The following is a 19,041-nucleotide window of genomic DNA, read 5'->3' as shown; positions in this document are numbered from 1 at the left end:
GTTACTCTCCTGGCGGTGGCGTAAAAGCCTGCAGACTTTCCTGCTGTTGTTGCTGCAACAGTAACTGGACTTTCTGTTCAGCGCTTTGCAGTTGCTGCTGGCTTTGGTTTACCAGACTGATACCACGTTCAAACTGAGTTAACGAAGCATCGAGTGACAGGTCACCCTGCTCTAATTGCTGCACTATATTTTCGAGTTCTGCCATCGCCTGCTCAAACTGGCTCAGGTCGGCTTTCTTCTTACTCATAACACCCCCCAAAAAAACTGTGCGCAACGTTACCTTAGCAGGCTATTATGGTCAATCATAACGGATAAGTGAAAGCCTAAATTACTTCTTTTCTGTAATTCGGTGCTCAATATTTACGAAGCTTTGTCGATAACCGACTATAAGGTAATATAAAAGAATTATAATTCCCGCTTGGGGTCTGTATTAAGGAGTAAATGGTGGATATAGCAACCCTGGTTGGCATGATTGGCGCTATAGGTTTTGTTGTTATGGCGATGCTTATCGGCAGTAGCGGCGACCCGGCTATGTTTGCTGATTTGGTATCAGTGCTGATTGTGGTAGGCGGTTCTATTTTTGTGGTTATTGCCAAATTTACCATGAGCCAGTTTCTGGGTGCCGGTAAAGCGGCTGCGAAAGCCTTTATGTTTAAAATTGAAGCGCCGGAGGAATTAATCGAAAAAGCCGTTCAGTTAGGTGATTCCGCCCGAAAAGGGGGATTCTTAGCGCTGGAAGAAGCCGAAATTCCCAATGCCTTTATGCAAAAAGGCGTCAATATGCTGGTGGATGGCCATGATGCTGATGTCGTCAGAGCCACTTTATTAAAAGATATCAGCCTGACTGAAAAACGCCATGAGACGGCTATTGCAATTTTTCGAAGCTTAGGCGATGTAGCGCCGGCGATGGGTATGATAGGCACCCTGATTGGTCTGGTAGCCATGTTATCGAATATGGATGACCCGAAGGCAATCGGTCCGGCGATGGCAGTAGCGCTGTTAACAACCCTGTATGGTGCTTTTATTGCTAACGTTATTGCAATACCGCTGGCAGATAAGCTGGCTATCCGTAATCAGCAGGAGAAAACGAATAATCAACTGATCCTGGATGCGATTCTGGGCATTCAGGATGGTCAGAATCCAAAAGTAATTGAAGGCATTTTACGCAATTACCTGGCACAGGGTAAACGCGAGGTCGCTGCCGGAGAGCCCGCATGAGCGATCAGGAAGAACAGGAATGCAAATGCCCGCCGCCGGGACTGCCCCAGTATATGGGGACCTTTGCCGATTTGATGGCGCTGTTAATGTGCTTCTTCGTATTGTTATTGGCATTTTCCGAAATGGACGTCTTAAAGTTCAAGCAAATTGCCGGTTCAATGAAATTCGCCTTCGGGGTGCAGAACAAGATTGAAGTAGAGGATATTCCCAAAGGGACCAGCGTTATTGCGATGGAGTTCCGGCCAGGCCGGCCTGATCCGACGCCTATTGAAACTCTGCAGCAGCAAACTATGGAAATTACCCAGCAGGTCATCGAGTTCCAAGCCGGCGAAGAGGACTCAGCAGGGGGCCGGCAGGAGCAGCGGGATGACATGACCGGTGGCCAGTCTGCTGCTAATGCTGAAGAAACTGCTGATGCCGAAGCGGCGGCAGCAGAGGCAGCTGCAGAGGCCATGCAGGAGCAAACCAATGAGATGGTGAAAAAGCTGGCAGAGCAACTGGAGCAGCAAATTGTCGATGGCGCCATTGAACTGGAGTCATTGGGGCAGCAAATTATTATCCGGATCCGGGAGAATGGTTCCTTTCCGTCCGGCTCATCATTTCTGCAGCCGCGGTTTCGGCCGATTATTCAGCAAATTGGTACCTTGCTAAATGAAGTGCCCGGCGAAATAACGGTAAGTGGTCATACTGATGATATTCAGGTATCAGACGAGCTGCACAGTAATAACTGGGAATTGTCAGCCAAGCGCGCAGTGTCGGTCGCTACTGAACTTATCCGGGCGCCAGAGTTTGACCGCCAGCGTGTGGTCGTGATGGGCCATGCTGATACCAGGCCTCTGGTTGAAAACGACTCAGAATTGAACCGTCGGCGTAATCGCCGGGTTGAAATATCAATAATGCAGGGTAAGCCGAAGGAATCAGAGCCGATCAGCTTTGAACCAGCGGCCAATTAAGTTTTTTGGCAATTACCTGTTTGCCGGGTAAATGCCGCTATTTTAAATAAAGCCAGAATGCAGCACGATGTTAGGTGTTCATCTGGCTTTGCGCTATAATCCGCGCCACTTTTTAGCGCTGTTATTGCCATGTCTGAATGTTATGCTTGAATTTATTATTAAACTGCACCCGGAAATATCGATTAAAAGTAAGTCTGTGCGAAAACGCCAGACTAAGTTACTGGAGCGTAACCTTAAAACCATTCTGGGCCACGTAGACCCGGATGTTGTTATTACTAATCTGTTTGATCATCTAACCGTCAGTTGTGCTAATGACACGCCACAAGTCCGCAGCAAGCTTATTGAGCGTTTGGGCTGTATTCCAGGTATTGTCACCTTTTCTGAGATGCGCACGGCAGCTTTTACCGACTTACACGATATTTATTTGCAGGTTTTGGCCGTGTATCAATCGCAACTGGCCGGCAAAACATTTTGTGTGCGGGTCAGGCGCCAGGGCAAACATAGTTTCAGTTCCATTGAGGCTGAGCGCTATATTGGCGGCGGTCTGAATCAGCAGGTAGCCACGGCTAAAGTGCAGCTGAAGCAACCTGATATTACCATTAAGCTGGAGATCAAGCAGGATAAACTGTTGCTGTTAAGCGAGAGTTTTCGTGGCATGGGCGGCTTTCCACTGCCATCGCAATCAGATGTGTTATCGCTTATCTCAGGTGGCTACGACTCTGCCGTAGCCAGCTACCTGATGATCCGCAAAGGCCTGCGTACCCACTACCTGTTCTTCAATCTGGGGGGGGCTGCCCACGAGGCCGGCGTGCGCGAAATGGCATTTTATCTGTGGCAAAAATACAGCCTGTCGCACCGGGTAAAGTTTGTCAGCGTCGACTTTGCGCCTGTAGTCAATGATATTCTGGAGCAGGTGGATAATGGCGTAATGGGCGTTATTCTGAAACGAATGATGCTGCGCGCGGCAAGTCAGGTGGCACACGATCTTGGCATTAAGGCTGTCGTCACCGGTGAGAGCATCGGTCAGGTATCAAGCCAGACTATTGCTAACCTGGCTGTCATCGACCGGGTTACCCCAGATTTAGTGCTAAGGCCGCTTATTTATCATGATAAACAGGATATTATCGATATCGCCCGCCAAATCGGGGTGGAAGAGCTGGCGAAAAGTATGCCTGAATATTGCGGTGTCATTTCAAAAAAACCGACGGTTAATGCGGTACAAAGCGATGTCGAGCAAAACGAAAGTAAGCTGGATATGACCATACTGCAACAGGTGGTCAGAGCGGCGAAAGTGCTGGATATCCGTACTATTGATTATCAGGCCGAGCAGGAAGCACATGTAGTAACGCAGCGCAGTGAACTTGCTGGCAATGCGGTGATTCTGGATATCCGCAGTCCGGAAGAAACCGAGCTGTCCCCGTTTGCCGATATCGGCTTGCCCGTTGTTGAATTACCCTTTTTCCGACTGGCCAGCCAGTTTTCAGCGCTTGATCCCAGCCGCCACTACTACTGTTATTGCAGCAAAGGGGTGATGAGCCGCTTGCAGGCGGTGCTGTTGCATGAACAGGGTTATAGTAATGTATCGGTGTACCGGCCTGTTAACTAGCAGCGGTTAATGCCAGGATCCGGTCAAGCATCTGCTGATTGGCCGGTGTCGCAAGCTGCAGCAGCCCGGCCTGCTGACAAACATAGCCGCAAATGGCGCTAATTTCGGTTTGCCGTCTGGCTGCCAGGTCCTGCTGCATCGATGAAAAATTACTGGCTGTGGCGCCGATAACCCGATAGACCTCAGCCAGGGTGTTGGCCGGCTGCATCGGATAACCGAGTGCGTTGGCGACCTGACACACTTCTGTCACCAGCGCCTCGATTTGCGGTTGGTATTGTGGATCGGCTAACTGGCCATTTCGGCAGTTTTCTAATGCTGTCAACGGGTTAATCGCCGCATTGATGGCCAGTTTTTGCCACAGTAGCGGGTAGATATCAGCAACTACCGTCAACGGCCCAAGTGCTGCCGTCATTGCAGCAACAACATTGTCATCGTCTTCACTGGCAGTAGTCAGCCTGGCCAGATAGCTCTGGCCCTCACCACTGTGAATAACCTGATCTGCTGCGGGTTTATAAGCGGCCTGACTGGTTGATAAAAACCATAGCCCCTGCTCAGGTTGCAACTGTTGCAGCAGTGGCGATAGTGGAATAATACCGTTATGGCTGATAACCAGCTGGGCATTGTTGCTAAGCCTCGGTGCCAGCTCGGCAACAGCGCTTGCGGTATCGAAAGCTTTAACCGGCACAAACACGCGTTGAATACGACAAGCGGCTGACTGAGGCAATAGCAGCAGTTGCTGTTGTTGCCGGTCAATACTGGTAAATGTCAGTTGCAGCGGCTGCGGTTGTTTAAGCCACAATTCAGGTCGATATCCGGCAAGCTGCAGCCTGGCGCTGGCCAGCAAGCCAATTGCGCCGCGACCGACGATGCACCAGCTTAGCGCTGACGGCGCGGACGGATATAATGCCATAATGCACGAACCAGATAAAAAGTCATGACCCCGGCAATGTCAGCCAGCCAGTCCAGCCAATCACCCTGGCGCCTTGTAAAGTAATGCTGTGCCAATTCTACCGCACCACCATAAATCCCCAGCAGCAAAAATGCTGCTACCGGTGCAAGCTTAAATCCTTTCCAAAGCAAAGCGGTGAGAACCGTAAAAATACCGAAATGAGCCAGTTTGTCGATATGAGCAAAGCCGCCAGCAATCCGGTGACCACTTAGCTCTGCCAGAAAGCCGGCAGTTGCCAGCAAAAAACATATTACACAAACCCAACGATAAAAAATCTGCGGCACAGTAACCCCCAGCTTAGAAACGGCGCTCGGATTGTAGCAGTTTTCTGGTTATAATCACCAGCAGACAGAATGGCTTATGCACAGGAGATTTAACATGCCTTCCTTCGATATCGTTTCAGAAGTCGATCAGCAAGAAGTACTTAATGCAGTGGAAAATGCGAACCGTGAACTTGCTACCCGCTTTGATTTCCGGGGTGTGCAGGCAGAGTTCACCCTGAAGGAAAAAGTGATCACGATGAAAGCTGAAGCAGAGTTTCAGCTACAGCAAATGCTCGAAATATTTCTGGCAAAAGCAGTAAAGCGCGGTCTGGATGTACGTTCATTTAAAGAGGGCGATGTGGTGCACTCCGGTAAGACATACAGCCTGAGTGTCAGTCTGCTGCAGGGGATTGAACAGGATATGGCAAAAAAGCTGGTTAAGCTGATTAAAGATAACAAGCTGAAAGTGCAGGCGGCCATTCAGGGCGATCAAGTACGGATTACCGGTAAAAAGCGCGATGATTTGCAAGAAGCAATAGCGCTGGTTCGTGGTAGTGAGTTGGAGCAGGCGTTTCAGTTTACTAATTTCCGGGATTAACCATTCTTGCTAATAGTTTAGCCATCTGGATATCTGTTGACATTTTCAGCTTCACGGTTAAACTGCTCGCGGCCTTAACAAAGGCCGCTTTTTTTTAGGTGCTGCAGCATGCTGCAGTTAAACGGGAATCTGGTTTAAGCCAGAGCTGCCCCCGCAACGGTAAACAACTATCAAAACTTTGAACACCACTGTCAGCTGATGGGAAGGTAAAGTTTTGGCGCAAGCAGGTTGTCAGCCCGGAGACCGGCCTGAAAAGTCCACTAACTAACACAGATGTGCGGTGGGCACATTGTAGGAGCTTCGATGTTTAAACCTGCTTTTGCAACCTTGCTGGTTGCATCATGCTGTCCGGTTGTGGCTGATACGTTAGCTGCCGGCAGTCAGAATGATACTTTTATCCGCCACGACACGCCTGTTATCAATAGTGCCCCTGATACTTCTGCCATTGAGCATATCAGTATCTACGCCAACCGCACTGCCAGATCAGCGCAAGACGTTTTGGCCAGCATTACCGTGCTGAACCGCTCTGATATTCTGGCGCGTCAGGCCAATGATTTACCAGAGCTGCTGGCGCAGTTACCCGGTATTAATATGTCCCGTGATGGTGGTCGTGGCCAGAATAGCAGTGTCTATGTCCGTGGTGGCAACACCGGTCATACGCTGGTGCTGGTTGATGGCGTCCGAACGGGTTCTGCCACCCTGGGGTATAAGCCATTGTCGATGGTGCCGCTGGAGCTGATTGAACGGATTGAGGTAATCCGCGGGCCGCGCGCTGCCTGGTACGGCTCTGATGCATTGGCAGGGGTTATTGCTATTACAACCCGGCGCAGCAGTGCCCTGGAATTACATGCCGATGTCGGCAGCTACGGTCAGGCCAGCGCCGATATCAGCGCCAGTCAGCAGCGGCAACAGTTAACGCTGTGGGCCAGCGCCGGGGTTAGCCAGGCAGATGGTTTTAATGCCCAGCCAGCGCAGGACCCCGATAGTGATGGCTATCAGCAGCAATATCTGAAAGTTGCCGCTGATTACCGCACCGACTCTGGCCTGTGGTCAGCCCAGGCTGATGTTAATTCCGGCTTTAATCAGTTTGATACCAGTTTTGGCACTGAAGATGAAACGGATACCCTCAGCCGCACTTATCTGCTTGGCTGGCAGCAACAATTAAGCGGCTGGCAACATCAGGCCAAGCTTAGCCGGTCGCTGGACAGTGACAGTACCTTTGGTCCTGACTCGCGCAGCCCCTTTGTTACTGAGCGGGATGAATTGAACTATCAGCTGGCAACAGATTTTGCTTCCGGCCTTGGCTTTGTCGGCGGTGTTAACTGGTATCAGGAGCAGGTGGCAAAATCAGCGACAGCTTACGAACAAACCAGCAGAATTAACCGTGCTGCGTTCGCCGGTCTGAATTATCAGTACAACGCGCTGCAGCTGGAAGCGGCGGCCCGACACGATGCGATTAATTACTATGGCGCTGAAACCACCTGGCAGCTTGCTGCAGGCTATCAGTTTGCCAATCACTGGCAATTGCGGGCCAGCCACGGTACTGCTTTTAAAGTACCGTCATTTAACCAGTTATACTTTCCCGGTTTTGCCAACCCGGATCTTAAACCGGAGCAATCGGTATCAGATGAAATTGCGCTAAGTTACCGTAGCAGTGACACCCAGCTGCAGCTTGCCTGGTTTGACCGCGAGGTTACGAATCTTATTCAGGGCGTAGAGCAGGCAGAAAATGTGCTGCTTGCGACAGTGCAGGGGATTGAATTGAGTCTGAGCCAGCAGTGGCAGCAATGGCGCAGTAATTTTAGCTATAGCTGGCTTGATACTGAGAACCGCAGCAATGGCCTGAAACTGGAGCGCCGCCCCGAAAATACCATAAACTGGCGTGGCAGCTATACTGCTGAGCGTTGGTCGGCGTTTATCACCGCTGATTATCAGAGTGCCACTTATCAGGGCGCCGACTGGTTTACCGGCGATGCTTTTCCTGCTGCGCCGGCCCACACGGTGTGGGGCGCAGGGCTTAGCTACACTATTTCGCCGCAGCTGACGTTAAGAGCCCGCTTGGCTAATCTGACCGATAAGCTGTATTACACCAGCCGTGGCTATGCCACCGCCGGGGCTAATTTCAGCGTGTCGGTCAGTTATATTCTGCAATAACCAACAGGCCTTATAGCAACAGCTCTTATAAACAACGGTTGCAGTATCAAATCTCTGAGCAATCAAGCCAGGCACTAAGCAGCCTGGCAACCTCTTCGGCGGCGGTCATATGACAATGATGCCCGCCGTTAATTTGTTTAACGCTTAATTTTTGATACCAGCTTTGCATTATTGCCAGTTTACTTACGAAAGGCCCGTCAGCAGCTATGATGGCCAGTACCGGTGCCTTAACTGCCTGACAAAGTTCTTCTGCCTGGCTTTCAGTCAGCCGGTGCACCGATTTATAGCGCAAACGATAGTCATTACGCCAGCTGATACCATTCTGACTTGCGACAGTGCCCCGCTCTGCCAGTAGCAGCGCTTGTTGCATCGTAAAGTCGCTTTGGGCCAGTCGTGCTTTGGCGGCTGCATTAAGATCGGGATATTCTGGCTTGCGTCTGGGCGGGGCTTTGAGGCGGGAAACAATTCCCTGGCGAAGCTGGTCACTGCTGCTGTTATGTGCGGTAACAAAGCCCAGGCTGTCAAGCAACACCAGTCGTGCCACCAGCTCAGGAAACGCTGCCGCCAATGCGGTAGCCACCATCCCTCCCATCGAGTGGCCTATTACAGTCAGCTGTTGCCAGCCTTGCTGCTGACAAAGTGCTACCAGATCCTCAACCCAGTCAAAAAAATAATAATGCGCATCGCTACTGCGCTCAGCAGAATGTCCATGGCCCGGAAAATCCAGTGCCAGCAGTGGCAGCGCCGGTAAACTCGCTGCCAGGGGGATAAAACTGGCCGCATTATCCTGCCAGCCATGCAGGCACAGTATTGGTGGCTCAGTCGTGCTAAAAGCAGACCGGTTGGCCAGAGCGGCCAGTTGCATGCTATTTTTATAATCAGTCAATCTGAAGTTAACTAAGTGATCCATAAAAGGTACTTTCAACGTTTACCAACTAAAATAAACAAATAATTTTCATAATTGGTCATTGTGCCAGTGTGTTCCGGCAATTGACAGCCTTGCCCACAGGTTCTGGATTGCCGTCCCGCTGACGCAGGCTACAGGTTTTTACTAAACAGGTTAATGCTATGTCTTATACCCACAATACAATTGTTAAACTGCAAAAAAGTAGTCCGGCCCAAACCGAATTTTATCAGGCAGTGGAAGAAGTATTAGACTCACTGGCGATGGTGCTGGATGAAGACAGCCGCTTTTGTCAGCATTCTATTATTGAGCGTATTGTTGAACCCGAGCGGCAAATCATGTTTCGGGTGGCTTGGGTCGATGACGAAGGTAAGGTGCAGGTTAACAAGGGATACCGGATTGAGTTTAACTCGGCATTGGGGCCTTATAAAGGTGGCCTGCGGTTTCATCCCAGTGTAACCACCAGTATTGTTAAGTTCCTCGGTTTTGAACAGGTATTAAAAAATGCCCTGACCGGCTTGCCGTTGGGGGGCGCCAAAGGTGGTGCGGATTTTGACCCGAAAGGGCGGTCAGATGGCGAAATTATGCGCTTCTGCCAGGCATTTATGAATGAGCTATATCGCCATATCGGCCCCCGGACTGATGTGCCGGCCGGCGATATTGGGGTGGGCACCCGCGAGCTTGGCTATATGTTTGGTCAATATAAAAAACTGACCAATCAGTTTGAAGGGGTGTTAACAGGCAAAGATATTCTCTGGGGCGGATCACTGGGGCGTAAAGAAGCGACCGGTTATGGCTGTGTCTACTTTGCTGAGCATATGCTCGAAGGTAATGGTGATAGTCTGGAGGGTAAGGAATGCCTGGTGTCTGGGTCTGGTAATGTCGCTATTCATACCATTGAAAAACTGATCCATTTAGGCGCCAGACCTATTACCTGTTCTGACTCTGATGGCACTATTTATCAGAAAAAAGGCATCGATATTAAATGCTTAAAGCAAATTAAAGAAATCGAATATGGCAGGCTCAGTGACTATGCCAAGCGTAATCCCGATGCTGAATATATCAGCCGTGAAAACTATCCTGATGATGGCAACGCGGTATGGCGTGTTAACGGTCAGGTGGCATTTCCCTGCGCCACCCAAAATGAATTAAATGCGGCCGATGCCCGCGCGCTGCTCGACAATGGCTGTATTGCAGTGTGTGAGGGCGCCAATATGCCTTGCACCGCTGAGGCGGCTGATTTGTTTCTGAATGCAAAAATTGCTTATGCGCCGGGCAAGGCGGCTAATGCCGGCGGGGTTGCCACCAGTCAGCTGGAAATGGCCCAGAATGCCAGCATGCAGCGCTGGACCTTTCAGCAGGTGGACGAGAAACTTAAAGACATCATGCTGGATATTTATCAGCGCACCCGCGATACGGCTGCAGAGCTTGACCGGCCAACCAATTTAATTCTGGGGGCTAACGTTGCTGGTTTCAGGCGGGTTGCTGATGCCATGATTGCGCAGGGGGTAGTGTAACGACGTGTTGTTTACCAACTGACTATTTATTATTGCTGTGGACAGGTTCAGCGATCCGGCGACAAATATTCATTGTCGTAAAAGGTTCTTAGCCAATGGGGGCGGTAAACACTCATCAGGGTAATGGCCATGCCGTTTAACAGCGCCTCAGCAAACCAGATAAGTAAAGCTAGTTGCAGGTAATTCTGATAAATACTGTTCCAGCTGTACAAGTCCTGCCAGTGGAACCACATTGCTGTCAGTAACATTTTAAAGCTGATAGTCAGTGCCGCATTGGCAAAGCCGGCAACAAAAATGTAGATAAATAGATGACGCGGTAAATAATGATAAGATAACGCAAATATCAGATAACTGAATAAAGCGGGTAACAGAGCAGTTAACATTGCAACGCTACCAGCATCGGTCAGACTTATTTTGCCCACAGCAACCAGTAAAATTACAGCAAAACTGCCAATTAACCAGGCTATCCGCCAACCATGGCACAATACCAGCGTGGTGACTCCAAGCAGGTGCAGTTCAAGACCGGGTTCAATTCCGGCCTGAACTGACCAGAGTAGCGCAGTAACCAGAATGGAGCTGAACCACAAATGCTGATAGCCGGTATCTGATTTTAGTCTGAAAATGACGTCACGCGGAAAAAACCGCAACAACAATCCCAGCCATAGCAGCCAGGCGGCACCCTGCCAGAATGTCATTGGTTTCTCCGGTTAATCTATTCTACAAACAGTATACCGGGCTCGTTACTTTGGATCAGCCGCTAATTACTTTACCAGGGTTGTTGCGGTATCCAGGTAGCGTTTAGCCTGTTGTTTAACCTTGGCAAAATCCATATTTTCTGAACCCAGATGAACTTCTTCCAATACCTCTTTTAATTCAGTCGTTTCACTATGAATTTTCTCAAGCGCATTTTCCAGGGTGTACGTCAGCTGATGAATTTCCACCATGGCTTCCGGACTCAGTTCGCCCTGCATCAGTTGCTGCAGTTTTTGGTTATTGCTGCGGAACAATTCTATTGCTTCAGTCAAGCTCGTCGCTTTTTGTCCTTTAAAATGATCCGGACGTTGTTCGTCCGCAATGCTGCCGAACGTAACAGTAGCCAGAAAAAAAGCGGTAGTCAGGGAAATAGCCGTTTTCATAAAACCTCTTAATGCAGATGATAATAGTTATCACTTACAATATCACAGCCGGCCAGAGTTGCAATAGTATTTTATGACAACGGTTGTGTTTGCCGCCTGGCTAGTCATTATTTTTACACGCTACTGCAGCTATTTAGCCAGTAGATGATCGATTAACGCCAGATACGCTTCCAGGCTGTTAATATCAGCATGCGGCAGCATTAAATAACGACCGTTGACCACCAGAGCCGGAACGCCACCAATCTCATTATTCTGCATTTCGCTGGCACTTTGTCGCATCTTAGTCATTACCTGTTCGCTGTTTTCAGCGATATCGAAAAACTTTGCCTGGTCAACCTGATGGCTGCTTAGAAACTGCTGTAAATCTACCGGTGTCATTTGCTTTTTTTCGCTGTAAAGCTCAAGAAATGGCTTGGTTAAATGCTCAAGACCCATTTGCTGCAAGGAATAAAATATCCGGGCATCGGTTTGCCAGTGTCTGGCGACAGCGGCATGTTTTCGCACCAGCGTTAATTCAGGCCGGCGTAATAATATTGTCTCCAGTACCGGTTCAAATCGCTGACAGTGCTGGCAACCAAACCAGAAGTATTCGACCAGATACGGCGGTTTGGCCTGCTCGGCATCGATGTTGTCAACCAGTTTGTAGTGAACATCCTGTTGAAACTGGATGGTAGCTGCTGGCGCAGTTTGCTGCTGTGCTTTTGCCTGTGCCCCGGAGTCTGCCGGTGTTGCAGGCTCTGAGCAGGCTATCAGCAAGCAGCACAGGCAGACACTGGCCAAAAGCTTAACCATTTTAGGTAACGAGGATACTAAGGTGATATTAGTGAACATAGAAGTCTGTTGAATTGGCAATAAAGTAGCGTTATAACAACAGGGCAGCTGTAGCTTGTCAACTGGCGGCAGCTGGAGGGATAAATGCCGGAATGAAGCAGAGAGCAAAATATGATAAGGGTTGGTCGATGGCTGGGTTGTATCGGGATAATACTGGCTGCCGCCACAAGCATGGCACAACAAGTCAGTCAGCTGCAGGTTGTAACTGAACTGTCACCGCCACACCAGACCCTGGTGTCTGGTGAAGTGGACGGCTACAGTACCCGGTTGGTCAGAGCGATCCTGCAACAGGCGGGTGTCAGCGCTAACATTGAAATCTATCCTTGGGCCCGTGCCTATAAGATGGCATTACAGCAACCAGATACGCTTATTTATAATATGGCGCGCACAACAGAGCGTGAGCCGCTGTTTCAGTGGATAGGACCGGTAGCCACCTACCGGCTTGGTTTTGTGAAACTGGCCCACCGCCAGGATATTCAGATAAAAACCCTTAAAGATGCACAGCAATACAGTATTGCTGTGCAGCGTCATGATGTTGCCGAAACCTTTTTAAGAAAAAATGGCTTTGGTCAGCCGGATCAGTTGGTATTGGCCGCAGAGATCACAGAATCCTGGCAGCTACTGTTGCATGGCAAAGTCGATTTAATTATCGATGACCCGATGGCGCTGGCGGCAATGGCAGCACACTTTGCCATTAAACCTGAGTATGTGAAGTTTGAGTATGCGATAAAACCGCTTGAACAACAGACTTATCTGGCCGCAAATAAAGCGATGCCAGCCCAAATGGTTAATGTGTTGCAACAGGCGCACCAACAGGTCGCTGACAGTGAGCTGTTTAAAAAGGTGATGCGGTCAGATTTTAATTAACTGACCGCAAACCGGTTGATAGCCAGCTTATATTTTTTTGTATTTTATCCGGTGTGGTTCCAGTGCTGCGGCGCCATAAGTGGCTTTAAGCCAGGCTTCGTAGTCTGAATAGTTACCTTCAAAGAAATTCACCTGGCCTTCGTCACGGTAATCCAGAATATGGGTTGCTATCCGGTCCAGAAACCAGCGGTCATGCGAAATCACCATGGCACAACCGGGGAAGTCGAGCAGGGCATTTTCCAGCGCCCGCAGCGTCTCCACGTCTAAATCGTTAGTAGGCTCATCCAGTAGCAACATGTTGCCACCGGCTTTTAGCAGCGCCGCCAGATGCACCCGGTTACGCTCACCACCGGACAATTCGCCGATAAATTTCTGCTGGTCATTGCCTTTAAAATTAAAGCGACCGACATAGGCGCGGCTTGGGATCTGGAAATTACCAATTTGCAGCATATCCTGACCGTTTGAAATTTCCTGCCAGACGGTGTTTTTCGGATCCATACTGTCGCGGAACTGATCAACGCTGGCTACCTGTACGGTGTCACCAATTTCAATGCTGCCACTGTCAGGCTGTTCGCTGCCGGTAATCATTTTAAACAAGGTGGATTTACCGGCACCATTCGGGCCGATAATGCCGACAATAGCACCTTTGGGCACGCTAAAGCTCAGATCGTTAATCAGCAGGCGGTCCGCAAAGGATTTACGCAGATGACTGACTTCCAATACCTTATCGCCCAGCCGTGGTCCCGGTGGAATAAACAGTTCGTTAGTTTCGTTACGTTTCTGAAATTCCTGGCTTTGCAGCTCTTCAAACCGTGCCATCCGCGCTTTGCTTTTAGCATGACGGCCTTTGGGGTTAGTGCGTACCCACTCCAGTTCCTGTTTAATGGAGCGCTGGCGGGCATTCTCCGTTTTCTCTTCCTGCTGCAGGCGGGCATCTTTCTGCTCTAACCAGGACGAATAGTTGCCTTCCCATGGAATACCATAGCCACGGTCCAGCTCTAGAATCCAGCCGGCGACATTATCTAGGAAATAACGGTCGTGGGTAATGGCAACCACGGTGCCAGGGTAGTCGTGCAGGAAGCGCTCTAACCAGGCTACCGATTCAGCATCCAGGTGGTTGGTCGGCTCATCCAGCAGCAGCATATCGGGCCGCTCCAGCAACAGCCGACAGATGGCTACCCGGCGCCGTTCACCGCCTGATAAATGACCAATGTTGGCGTCCCACGGTGGCAGGCGCAGCGCATCTGCAGCCCGCTCCAGGGTATTGTCCAGGTTATGACCATCTTTTGCCTGGATCAGGGCTTCCAGTTCACCCTGTTCGCGGGCCAATGCATCAAAATCGGCGTTTTCTTCAGCATAAGCAGCGTAAACCTGATCGAGCCGGCTAAAGGCATCTTTCACGTCAGCGACGGCTTCTTCGACAATCTGCCGCACTGTTTTACTGGTATCTAGCACCGGTTCCTGCGGCAGATAGCCAATTTTGGTGCCGGCCAGTGGCCGGGCTTCACCTTCGAATTCGGTATCAACGCCCGCCATAATCCGCAACAGGGTTGATTTACCGGCACCGTTTAAACCCAGCACGCCAATCTTGGCGCCGGGGAAAAACGACAATGAGATATCTTTTAAGATGGTTTTTTTCGGCGGGACAACTTTCGACACCCGATGCATGGAGTAAATATATTGCGCCATAGTGTTCTTGCTACCAGTTATTAATGATGGCGCAAATTGTACGTTATTTTCAGCTATCAGGGAAAGCCACTGGCTGGCACAACGATAATGATGGCTTTTTACCCGCTAAATCTGTTCTAATAGCAGCTATTATTAGCCACCAGAATGCAGGTAAATTATGGCCGAGTTTGAACACGATCCGAGTTATCAGAAATTTGTTGAAGAAGCCAAAACCAATGGCGTTGTCTGGACGCTGGCCGATGGCGAAGACTTACTGGTTGTCGAGTCTGTCGAGTTTGAAGAAACAGACGTGATGCCGTTCTGGTCAAACAAAGCTGACGCTCAGGCGCATTGTTCTGATGAATGGGCAGGTTACAAGCCGGAAGCGATTCCGCTGGATGTGTTTTGCGAAGGCTGGTTGAAAGAAATGTACGATGATGGCGTATTAATTGGTACTAACTGGGACGAGTCATTAAATGGCCTCGAAGTAGAGCCCCGTGAGCTGCTGGAATCTCTGGCAAGAGTGCAGTAATACCGCCGGCAGAGTTAATTGCCTGTTTTTTTTATAAAGTTACGTTAATTACTAAACTAATGGTTTTGTCGGGGCGTAAAAGCATCACCTAACCTTAGTTGGATTTAAGCTATGTTGTCAGAAGAAGCGATGTTGGTGCGCAGCGCACTTGAAGCACAGGGACTGGAAACCCCGATGTTGGACAATGGTCTGTCCAGAGATCAGAAGTATCAGAAAATCTCGCAGTTAATGACCGAGGTTGTCGGTACGCTTGGTCTGGATCTAACCGATGACAGCTTAAGCGAAACGCCCCATCGCATTGCGAAAATGTATGTCGATGAAATTTTTGGTGGTCTGAACTATCACAATTTTCCGAAAATCGCCCTGATTGAAAATAAAATGCAGGTGCGGGAAATGGTTAAAGTAAAAGACATCAGCTTTACCAGTACCTGTGAACACCATTTCGTTACAATCGACGGCAGTGCTACTGTGGCATACATCCCTCAGGGCAGAATTATTGGGTTGTCAAAAATAAACCGGATTGTCCGGTTTTTTGCCCAGCGCCCGCAGGTGCAGGAGCGGCTTACTCAGCAGATTTTGCTGGCTTTACAAACGTTGCTGCAATCAAAAGATGTTGCTGTAACGATGGAAGCAGTGCATTACTGTGTAAAATCGCGCGGGGTGATGGATATGCATTCCAAAACCCAGACCACAGCCCTTGGCGGCATTTTTAAAGATGACGGCCGGACCCGTGCCGAATTCCTGGCCCGCTACTAGCAGATAATGCTGGTTGGTAACAAGATTAGAAAAGGTGCTTTGGCACCTTTTTTACTGACAGCAACCCTGACTATTCTGCCAACTGCTGCTGAATAAACTGGCTGGCCAGTTTAGCGCTTAGCGGTTTGCTGTAATAATATCCCTGCATCTCATCGCAACCCAATGCAACTAACACGTCACGCTGAGCCTGGGTTTCAACACCCTCCGCGATGGTCTTCAGTCCCAGGTTGCTGGCCATATTGATAATGGCGTTTACGATAGCTTTATCCTGATCGTCTGTTAATAAGTCGCGAATAAAGGATTGATCTATCTTCAGTTTGTTCAGAGCAAAGCGTTTCAGATAGCTAAGTGACGAGTAACCGGTACCAAAATCATCAATCGCAATATTGATCCCCCCGGCTTTTAGCTCGGCAATCAGTGCTACGGCCTTTTCCGGTTGTTCTGCCATGGCACTCTCGGTGATTTCCAACTCAACATTTGCTGCCGGCACACCGCTGAATTCGATTGCATTTTTAACAAACTGCTGCAGGTTTTGCTGGCGAAATTGTACGCTGGATAAATTGATTGCCATATTTAACTGCCGGTAACCGGCGATATGCCAGTAACTTAGTTGCTGCAGAGCCGTAATGATAACCCATTCACCGATGGCAACAATTAAGCCGTTGCGTTCGGCCAGCGGAATAAACTCTGCCGGCGAGACCTGGCCGAAATCTTCATGATGCCAGCGTAGCAGCGCCTCAAAACCAATAAGCTGGTTTGTGACCAGCGAATATTGCGGCTGATACACCAGGCTTAACTGATTGCGATCAATCGCCCGGCGTAGTGCATTTTCCAGCATTAAATTGCGGGTATGAAACTGCTGCATATCGGCGGTAAAAAACGAATAGCGGTTGCGGCCGCTTTCTTTCGCTTTATACATTGCAATATCAGCATGCTTGTACAATTGATGAAACTGCAGACCGTCCTCCGGGTACATCGCGATACCAATGGACACTGATAATGTTAGTTCCTGTTCGGCCAGGTAATAAGGCTGCAAAATAAGCGGTAACATGCGCTCAGCTAAATGGGCTGCGCCATTAGCATCAGCGTCAGGTAACACCAGCACAAATTCGTCACCACCCAGCCGGCAGAGGGTGTCCTCTGCCCGGCACAATTTGCGCAGGCGTTGGGCTACCTGCACAAGCAGTTCATCACCGGTTTCATGGCCCAGCGTTTCGTTGATTTGTTTAAAGCGATCCAGATCCATAAACAGCATTGCCAGCGGTTGCCCCTTGCGTTCCGCGTGCAAAATGGCCTGCTCGGTTCTGTCCTGCAGCAGACTGCGGTTAGGTAGCTGCGTTAGCGGGTCAAAGTGCGCCAGAAATTTAATCTGTGCTTCATCTTCTTTGTACTGACTGATATCGCTGAATAGCGCAACATAGTGACTGACTTGATTTTGCTCATCTTTAATCTGACTGATAGACAGCCACTCGGGGTAGGGATTGCCGTCTTTGCGCCGGTTCCATATTTCGCCCTGCCAGCTACCTTGCCGGGCAATTGCCTGCCACATATGATCATAAAAATTTTTGTCCTGCCTGCCGGATCCTAATATTCTCGGATTCTGGCCAAGCACTTCACTGGCGCTGTAGCCACTGATTTTAGTGAACGCCTGGTTAACCATAACAATTTTCTTATCGGCATCGGTAATCAGCACGCCTTCAGAGCTCTGTTCGAACATTCTTGCCAGTAACTGCAGTTTCAGTTCTGCTTCTTTGCGTTCAGTGATATCCAGATGGATGCCTACCGTTAGTGCGGTTTTTTGTCCCTGCTCATCGAGCAATGTTTTACCCCGCGATAAAATCCAGCGCCAACTGCCATCAGCATGGCGCATCCGGAACGTGTTGTCATAGGTGCTTTCTGGTTCGCTATGCTGCAGATAGTGTTGCAACGCCGCGCAGGCCTGAGCTTTATCGGCAGGATGCAATAAGCTGATCCAGCAGCTATTGAGATTATTGGGTTGGTTGTCAGTAAACTGGCTTTTGTCATAGCCCAGCATTGCATAATATTCGTCGTTTGCCGTTAATTGATTGTGCTGTTGCTGAAATTCCCAGCTGCCGCTGTCAGAGGCGGCAATAAAGGATTTCTGCCGCTCCAGCTCGGTGTGCAGTGCTGCTGTACGTTGCTGAACAAGTCTTTCCAGCTGAAATTTATGCATCCGGGTCTGTAGCAGTTGGGTAACCAGTGCGGCCAGCATTGCGCTGAATACTACGGCCAGTAGCTGTTGGCTGTATGCGGTAAACCGGTCACCCCAGCCGTGTTGAGGGACCAGTTGCAACTGCCATTGGCTATCTCCCAGTTCGATTAACTGGACAACCGGTTGGCTGAATTCGGCAGCAACCGACTGCCGGATCAGGCCAGTTTCATTTTGTTTATTGACTGCCGCTAACCGGAAGTGTAACCCCTGTTGCTGCATGGTATCCAATTGCCCGAGTGTGTTTAAGTCCGTCAGGCGCAGCGTTACATTTACCAGGCCCCACCATTGTGGCAGGCCAGGATCCAGATAAACTGCCAGCCGGCCGACAATACCCAGGCCGCCCTGTTTCAGCTGATAGGGACCGGTAATGCGGATCTGGCTGCTGGCAAGACTGGCTCTGGCCGCGAGCGCTTGTACTGGGTCGTGCATGATCTGATAACCGAGTAAGTCACTGTTACCATTTTGCGGATACACACCAGCAACGGTGCCATCCGGAGCTACTGACAACGCCGTGGTGTTTGGATAGCGCTGCCACAATTTAGCTGCAAATGCTTCGAATTCACTGATATCGCCGCTGCGTTGCTGCACAAAAGCAGCTAAAGCGTTGGCCGCACTTAACTGATAATTCAGCTCATGTTGCACCGCAAGGGCAAAAGCACTGGCACGGGCACTGACCAGACGCTGTTGTTGTTGCTGGCGTTGATCTTTAAGGTAACTAACCAGACTCAGAGACACAGCCAGTGCAATACCAAATATCAGCACCATCACAACAAGACTGAGGCGACGCTGTTTTTTAACAAGTTGCGGCATAAGTTTTCAGGGTTATTCAGAAATTCAGATGTTTGACTGCATAGTG

General features: G+C 49.7%; 18 protein-coding genes and 1 riboswitch. Of the genes, 9 read left to right on the top strand and 9 right to left on the bottom strand.

The features are described from left to right. Position 1 precedes the first annotated feature (1 nt). Positions 2 to 247: an exodeoxyribonuclease VII small subunit gene (locus R3187_RS10270; RefSeq protein ID WP_318966846.1), complete on the bottom strand. Its 246-nt coding sequence runs from the start codon at positions 245 to 247 to the stop codon at positions 2 to 4. Between the two features lie 197 nt (positions 248 to 444). On the opposite strand from R3187_RS10270, the gene pomA reads away from it, so the two are divergent. The 3 genes from pomA to thiI all read left to right on the top strand — a co-directional run bounded on the left by pomA (position 445) and on the right by thiI (position 3,777). Beyond that, on the top strand, positions 445 to 1,218 hold the full coding sequence (pomA, locus tag R3187_RS10265) for a flagellar motor protein PomA (protein ID WP_318967231.1): 774 nt from the start codon (positions 445 to 447) through the stop codon (positions 1,216 to 1,218). After that, positions 1,215 to 2,171 carry a flagellar motor protein MotB gene (locus R3187_RS10260; protein ID WP_318966845.1) on the top strand — a complete coding sequence of 319 codons (957 nt, stop codon included), beginning with the start codon at positions 1,215 to 1,217 and terminating at the stop codon, positions 2,169 to 2,171. Before pomA ends, R3187_RS10260 begins: the two co-directional genes overlap by 4 nt. 67 nt (positions 2,172 to 2,238) lie before the next feature. Beyond that, positions 2,239 to 3,777 carry a tRNA uracil 4-sulfurtransferase ThiI gene (thiI, locus tag R3187_RS10255; protein WP_318966843.1) on the top strand — a complete coding sequence of 513 codons (1,539 nt, stop codon included), beginning with the start codon at positions 2,239 to 2,241 and terminating at the stop codon, positions 3,775 to 3,777. On the opposite strand, the gene R3187_RS10250 is transcribed toward thiI, so the two are convergent. After that, the gene (locus R3187_RS10250; RefSeq protein ID WP_318966841.1) at positions 3,770 to 4,687 is read right to left on the bottom strand and encodes a 2-dehydropantoate 2-reductase; all 918 of its coding nucleotides are present in this window, start codon (positions 4,685 to 4,687) and stop codon (positions 3,770 to 3,772) included. The two genes, thiI and R3187_RS10250, sit on opposite strands and share 8 nt — an antisense overlap. Next, complete coding sequence (locus R3187_RS10245; RefSeq protein WP_318966839.1) at positions 4,654 to 5,010, bottom strand: VanZ family protein; 357 nt, start codon at positions 5,008 to 5,010, stop codon at positions 4,654 to 4,656. The genes R3187_RS10250 and R3187_RS10245 overlap by 34 nt, the downstream gene beginning before the upstream one ends. A 94-nt stretch (positions 5,011 to 5,104) precedes the next feature. Here R3187_RS10245 and R3187_RS10240 point away from each other — a divergent pair, with 94 nt between their 5' ends. Further along, positions 5,105 to 5,587: a YajQ family cyclic di-GMP-binding protein gene (locus R3187_RS10240; protein WP_290617744.1), complete on the top strand. Its 483-nt coding sequence runs from the start codon at positions 5,105 to 5,107 to the stop codon at positions 5,585 to 5,587. Positions 5,588 to 5,666: 79 nt separating this feature from the next. Further along, positions 5,667 to 5,854: riboswitch (cobalamin riboswitch) on the top strand. 36 nt (positions 5,855 to 5,890) lie between these two features. After that, the gene (locus tag R3187_RS10235; protein ID WP_318966837.1) at positions 5,891 to 7,741 is read left to right on the top strand and encodes a TonB-dependent receptor domain-containing protein; all 1,851 of its coding nucleotides are present in this window, start codon (positions 5,891 to 5,893) and stop codon (positions 7,739 to 7,741) included. A 46-nt stretch (positions 7,742 to 7,787) separates the two neighbouring features. Here R3187_RS10235 and R3187_RS10230 read toward each other — a convergent pair whose 3' ends face one another. Further along, a complete protein-coding gene (locus R3187_RS10230) occupies positions 7,788 to 8,651 on the bottom strand; it encodes an alpha/beta hydrolase (RefSeq protein ID WP_318966835.1) in 864 nt (287 codons plus the stop codon). A gap of 158 nt (positions 8,652 to 8,809) precedes the next feature. Between R3187_RS10230 and gdhA the strand changes: the two genes are divergently transcribed. After that, positions 8,810 to 10,162, top strand: a complete 1,353-nt coding sequence (gene gdhA, locus R3187_RS10225; RefSeq protein ID WP_318966833.1) for an NADP-specific glutamate dehydrogenase — start codon at positions 8,810 to 8,812, stop codon at positions 10,160 to 10,162. Positions 10,163 to 10,209: 47 nt separating this feature from the next. Here the strand turns inward: gdhA and R3187_RS10220 are convergent, their stop codons facing one another. The 3 genes from R3187_RS10220 to R3187_RS10210 form a co-directional block, all read right to left on the bottom strand. Continuing rightward, the gene (locus tag R3187_RS10220) at positions 10,210 to 10,857 is read right to left on the bottom strand and encodes an energy-coupling factor ABC transporter permease (protein ID WP_318966832.1); all 648 of its coding nucleotides are present in this window, start codon (positions 10,855 to 10,857) and stop codon (positions 10,210 to 10,212) included. A 66-nt stretch (positions 10,858 to 10,923) separates the two neighbouring features. Further along, entirely contained in the window at positions 10,924 to 11,298 is a 375-nt protein-coding gene (locus tag R3187_RS10215; protein ID WP_318966830.1) for a DUF6746 family protein, read from the bottom strand. A gap of 129 nt (positions 11,299 to 11,427) precedes the next feature. Then, positions 11,428 to 12,129 (bottom strand): DsbA family protein, encoded by a 702-nt coding sequence (locus R3187_RS10210; RefSeq protein ID WP_318966828.1) that lies wholly within the window; start codon positions 12,127 to 12,129, stop codon positions 11,428 to 11,430. Positions 12,130 to 12,300: 171 nt separating this feature from the next. Here R3187_RS10210 and R3187_RS10205 point away from each other — a divergent pair, with 171 nt between their 5' ends. Beyond that, complete coding sequence (locus R3187_RS10205; protein ID WP_318966826.1) at positions 12,301 to 12,996, top strand: substrate-binding periplasmic protein; 696 nt, start codon at positions 12,301 to 12,303, stop codon at positions 12,994 to 12,996. A gap of 27 nt (positions 12,997 to 13,023) precedes the next feature. Here the strand turns inward: R3187_RS10205 and ettA are convergent, their stop codons facing one another. Then, positions 13,024 to 14,685, bottom strand: coding sequence for an energy-dependent translational throttle protein EttA (gene ettA / locus R3187_RS10200; RefSeq protein WP_318966824.1), 1,662 nt, complete (start codon positions 14,683 to 14,685; stop codon positions 13,024 to 13,026). 157 nt (positions 14,686 to 14,842) lie between these two features. On the opposite strand from ettA, the gene R3187_RS10195 reads away from it, so the two are divergent. Together R3187_RS10195 and folE are read left to right on the top strand one after the other, a co-directional pair. Continuing rightward, positions 14,843 to 15,196 (top strand): DUF2750 domain-containing protein, encoded by a 354-nt coding sequence (locus R3187_RS10195; protein WP_318966822.1) that lies wholly within the window; start codon positions 14,843 to 14,845, stop codon positions 15,194 to 15,196. A 111-nt stretch (positions 15,197 to 15,307) separates the two neighbouring features. After that, on the top strand, positions 15,308 to 15,952 hold the full coding sequence (gene folE / locus R3187_RS10190) for a GTP cyclohydrolase I FolE (RefSeq protein ID WP_318966820.1): 645 nt from the start codon (positions 15,308 to 15,310) through the stop codon (positions 15,950 to 15,952). Between the two features lie 70 nt (positions 15,953 to 16,022). On the opposite strand, the gene R3187_RS10185 is transcribed toward folE, so the two are convergent. Beyond that, positions 16,023 to 18,995, bottom strand: coding sequence for an EAL domain-containing protein (locus R3187_RS10185; protein ID WP_318966819.1), 2,973 nt, complete (start codon positions 18,993 to 18,995; stop codon positions 16,023 to 16,025). Between the last annotated feature and the right edge of the window lie 46 nt (positions 18,996 to 19,041).

It is taken from the genome of Arsukibacterium sp. (assembly GCF_033721375.1).
Taxonomy (GTDB): domain Bacteria; phylum Pseudomonadota; class Gammaproteobacteria; order Enterobacterales; family Alteromonadaceae; genus Alishewanella.
The sequence above is the reverse complement of the archived record's forward strand: the minus strand, read 5'-3'. Positions and strand labels throughout refer to the sequence as shown.

What these genes read in the sequence shown, in the direction of transcription:
- ettA (WP_318966824.1), bottom strand. Translation starts at nt 14,685, where the DNA reads ATGGCGCAATATATTTACTCCATGCATCGGGTGTCGAAAGTTGTCCCG.
- R3187_RS10205 (WP_318966826.1), top strand. Translation starts at nt 12,301, where the DNA reads ATGGCACAACAAGTCAGTCAGCTGCAGGTTGTAACTGAACTGTCACCG.
- R3187_RS10270 (WP_318966846.1), bottom strand. Translation starts at nt 247, where the DNA reads ATGAGTAAGAAGAAAGCCGACCTGAGCCAGTTTGAGCAGGCGATGGCA.
- folE (WP_318966820.1), top strand. Translation starts at nt 15,308, where the DNA reads ATGTTGTCAGAAGAAGCGATGTTGGTGCGCAGCGCACTTGAAGCACAG.
- R3187_RS10250 (WP_318966841.1), bottom strand. Translation starts at nt 4,687, where the DNA reads ATGGCATTATATCCGTCCGCGCCGTCAGCGCTAAGCTGGTGCATCGTC.
- R3187_RS10220 (WP_318966832.1), bottom strand. Translation starts at nt 10,857, where the DNA reads ATGACATTCTGGCAGGGTGCCGCCTGGCTGCTATGGCTGGGATTGTTG.
- R3187_RS10235 (WP_318966837.1), top strand. Translation starts at nt 5,891, where the DNA reads ATGTTTAAACCTGCTTTTGCAACCTTGCTGGTTGCATCATGCTGTCCG.
- R3187_RS10230 (WP_318966835.1), bottom strand. Translation starts at nt 8,651, where the DNA reads ATGGATCACTTAGTTAACTTCAGATTGACTGATTATAAAAATAGCATG.
- thiI (WP_318966843.1), top strand. Translation starts at nt 2,239, where the DNA reads ATGTTAGGTGTTCATCTGGCTTTGCGCTATAATCCGCGCCACTTTTTA.
- gdhA (WP_318966833.1), top strand. Translation starts at nt 8,810, where the DNA reads ATGTCTTATACCCACAATACAATTGTTAAACTGCAAAAAAGTAGTCCG.
- R3187_RS10185 (WP_318966819.1), bottom strand. Translation starts at nt 18,995, where the DNA reads ATGCCGCAACTTGTTAAAAAACAGCGTCGCCTCAGTCTTGTTGTGATG.
- R3187_RS10215 (WP_318966830.1), bottom strand. Translation starts at nt 11,298, where the DNA reads ATGAAAACGGCTATTTCCCTGACTACCGCTTTTTTTCTGGCTACTGTT.
- R3187_RS10210 (WP_318966828.1), bottom strand. Translation starts at nt 12,129, where the DNA reads ATGTTCACTAATATCACCTTAGTATCCTCGTTACCTAAAATGGTTAAG.
- R3187_RS10240 (WP_290617744.1), top strand. Translation starts at nt 5,105, where the DNA reads ATGCCTTCCTTCGATATCGTTTCAGAAGTCGATCAGCAAGAAGTACTT.
- R3187_RS10195 (WP_318966822.1), top strand. Translation starts at nt 14,843, where the DNA reads ATGGCCGAGTTTGAACACGATCCGAGTTATCAGAAATTTGTTGAAGAA.
- R3187_RS10260 (WP_318966845.1), top strand. Translation starts at nt 1,215, where the DNA reads ATGAGCGATCAGGAAGAACAGGAATGCAAATGCCCGCCGCCGGGACTG.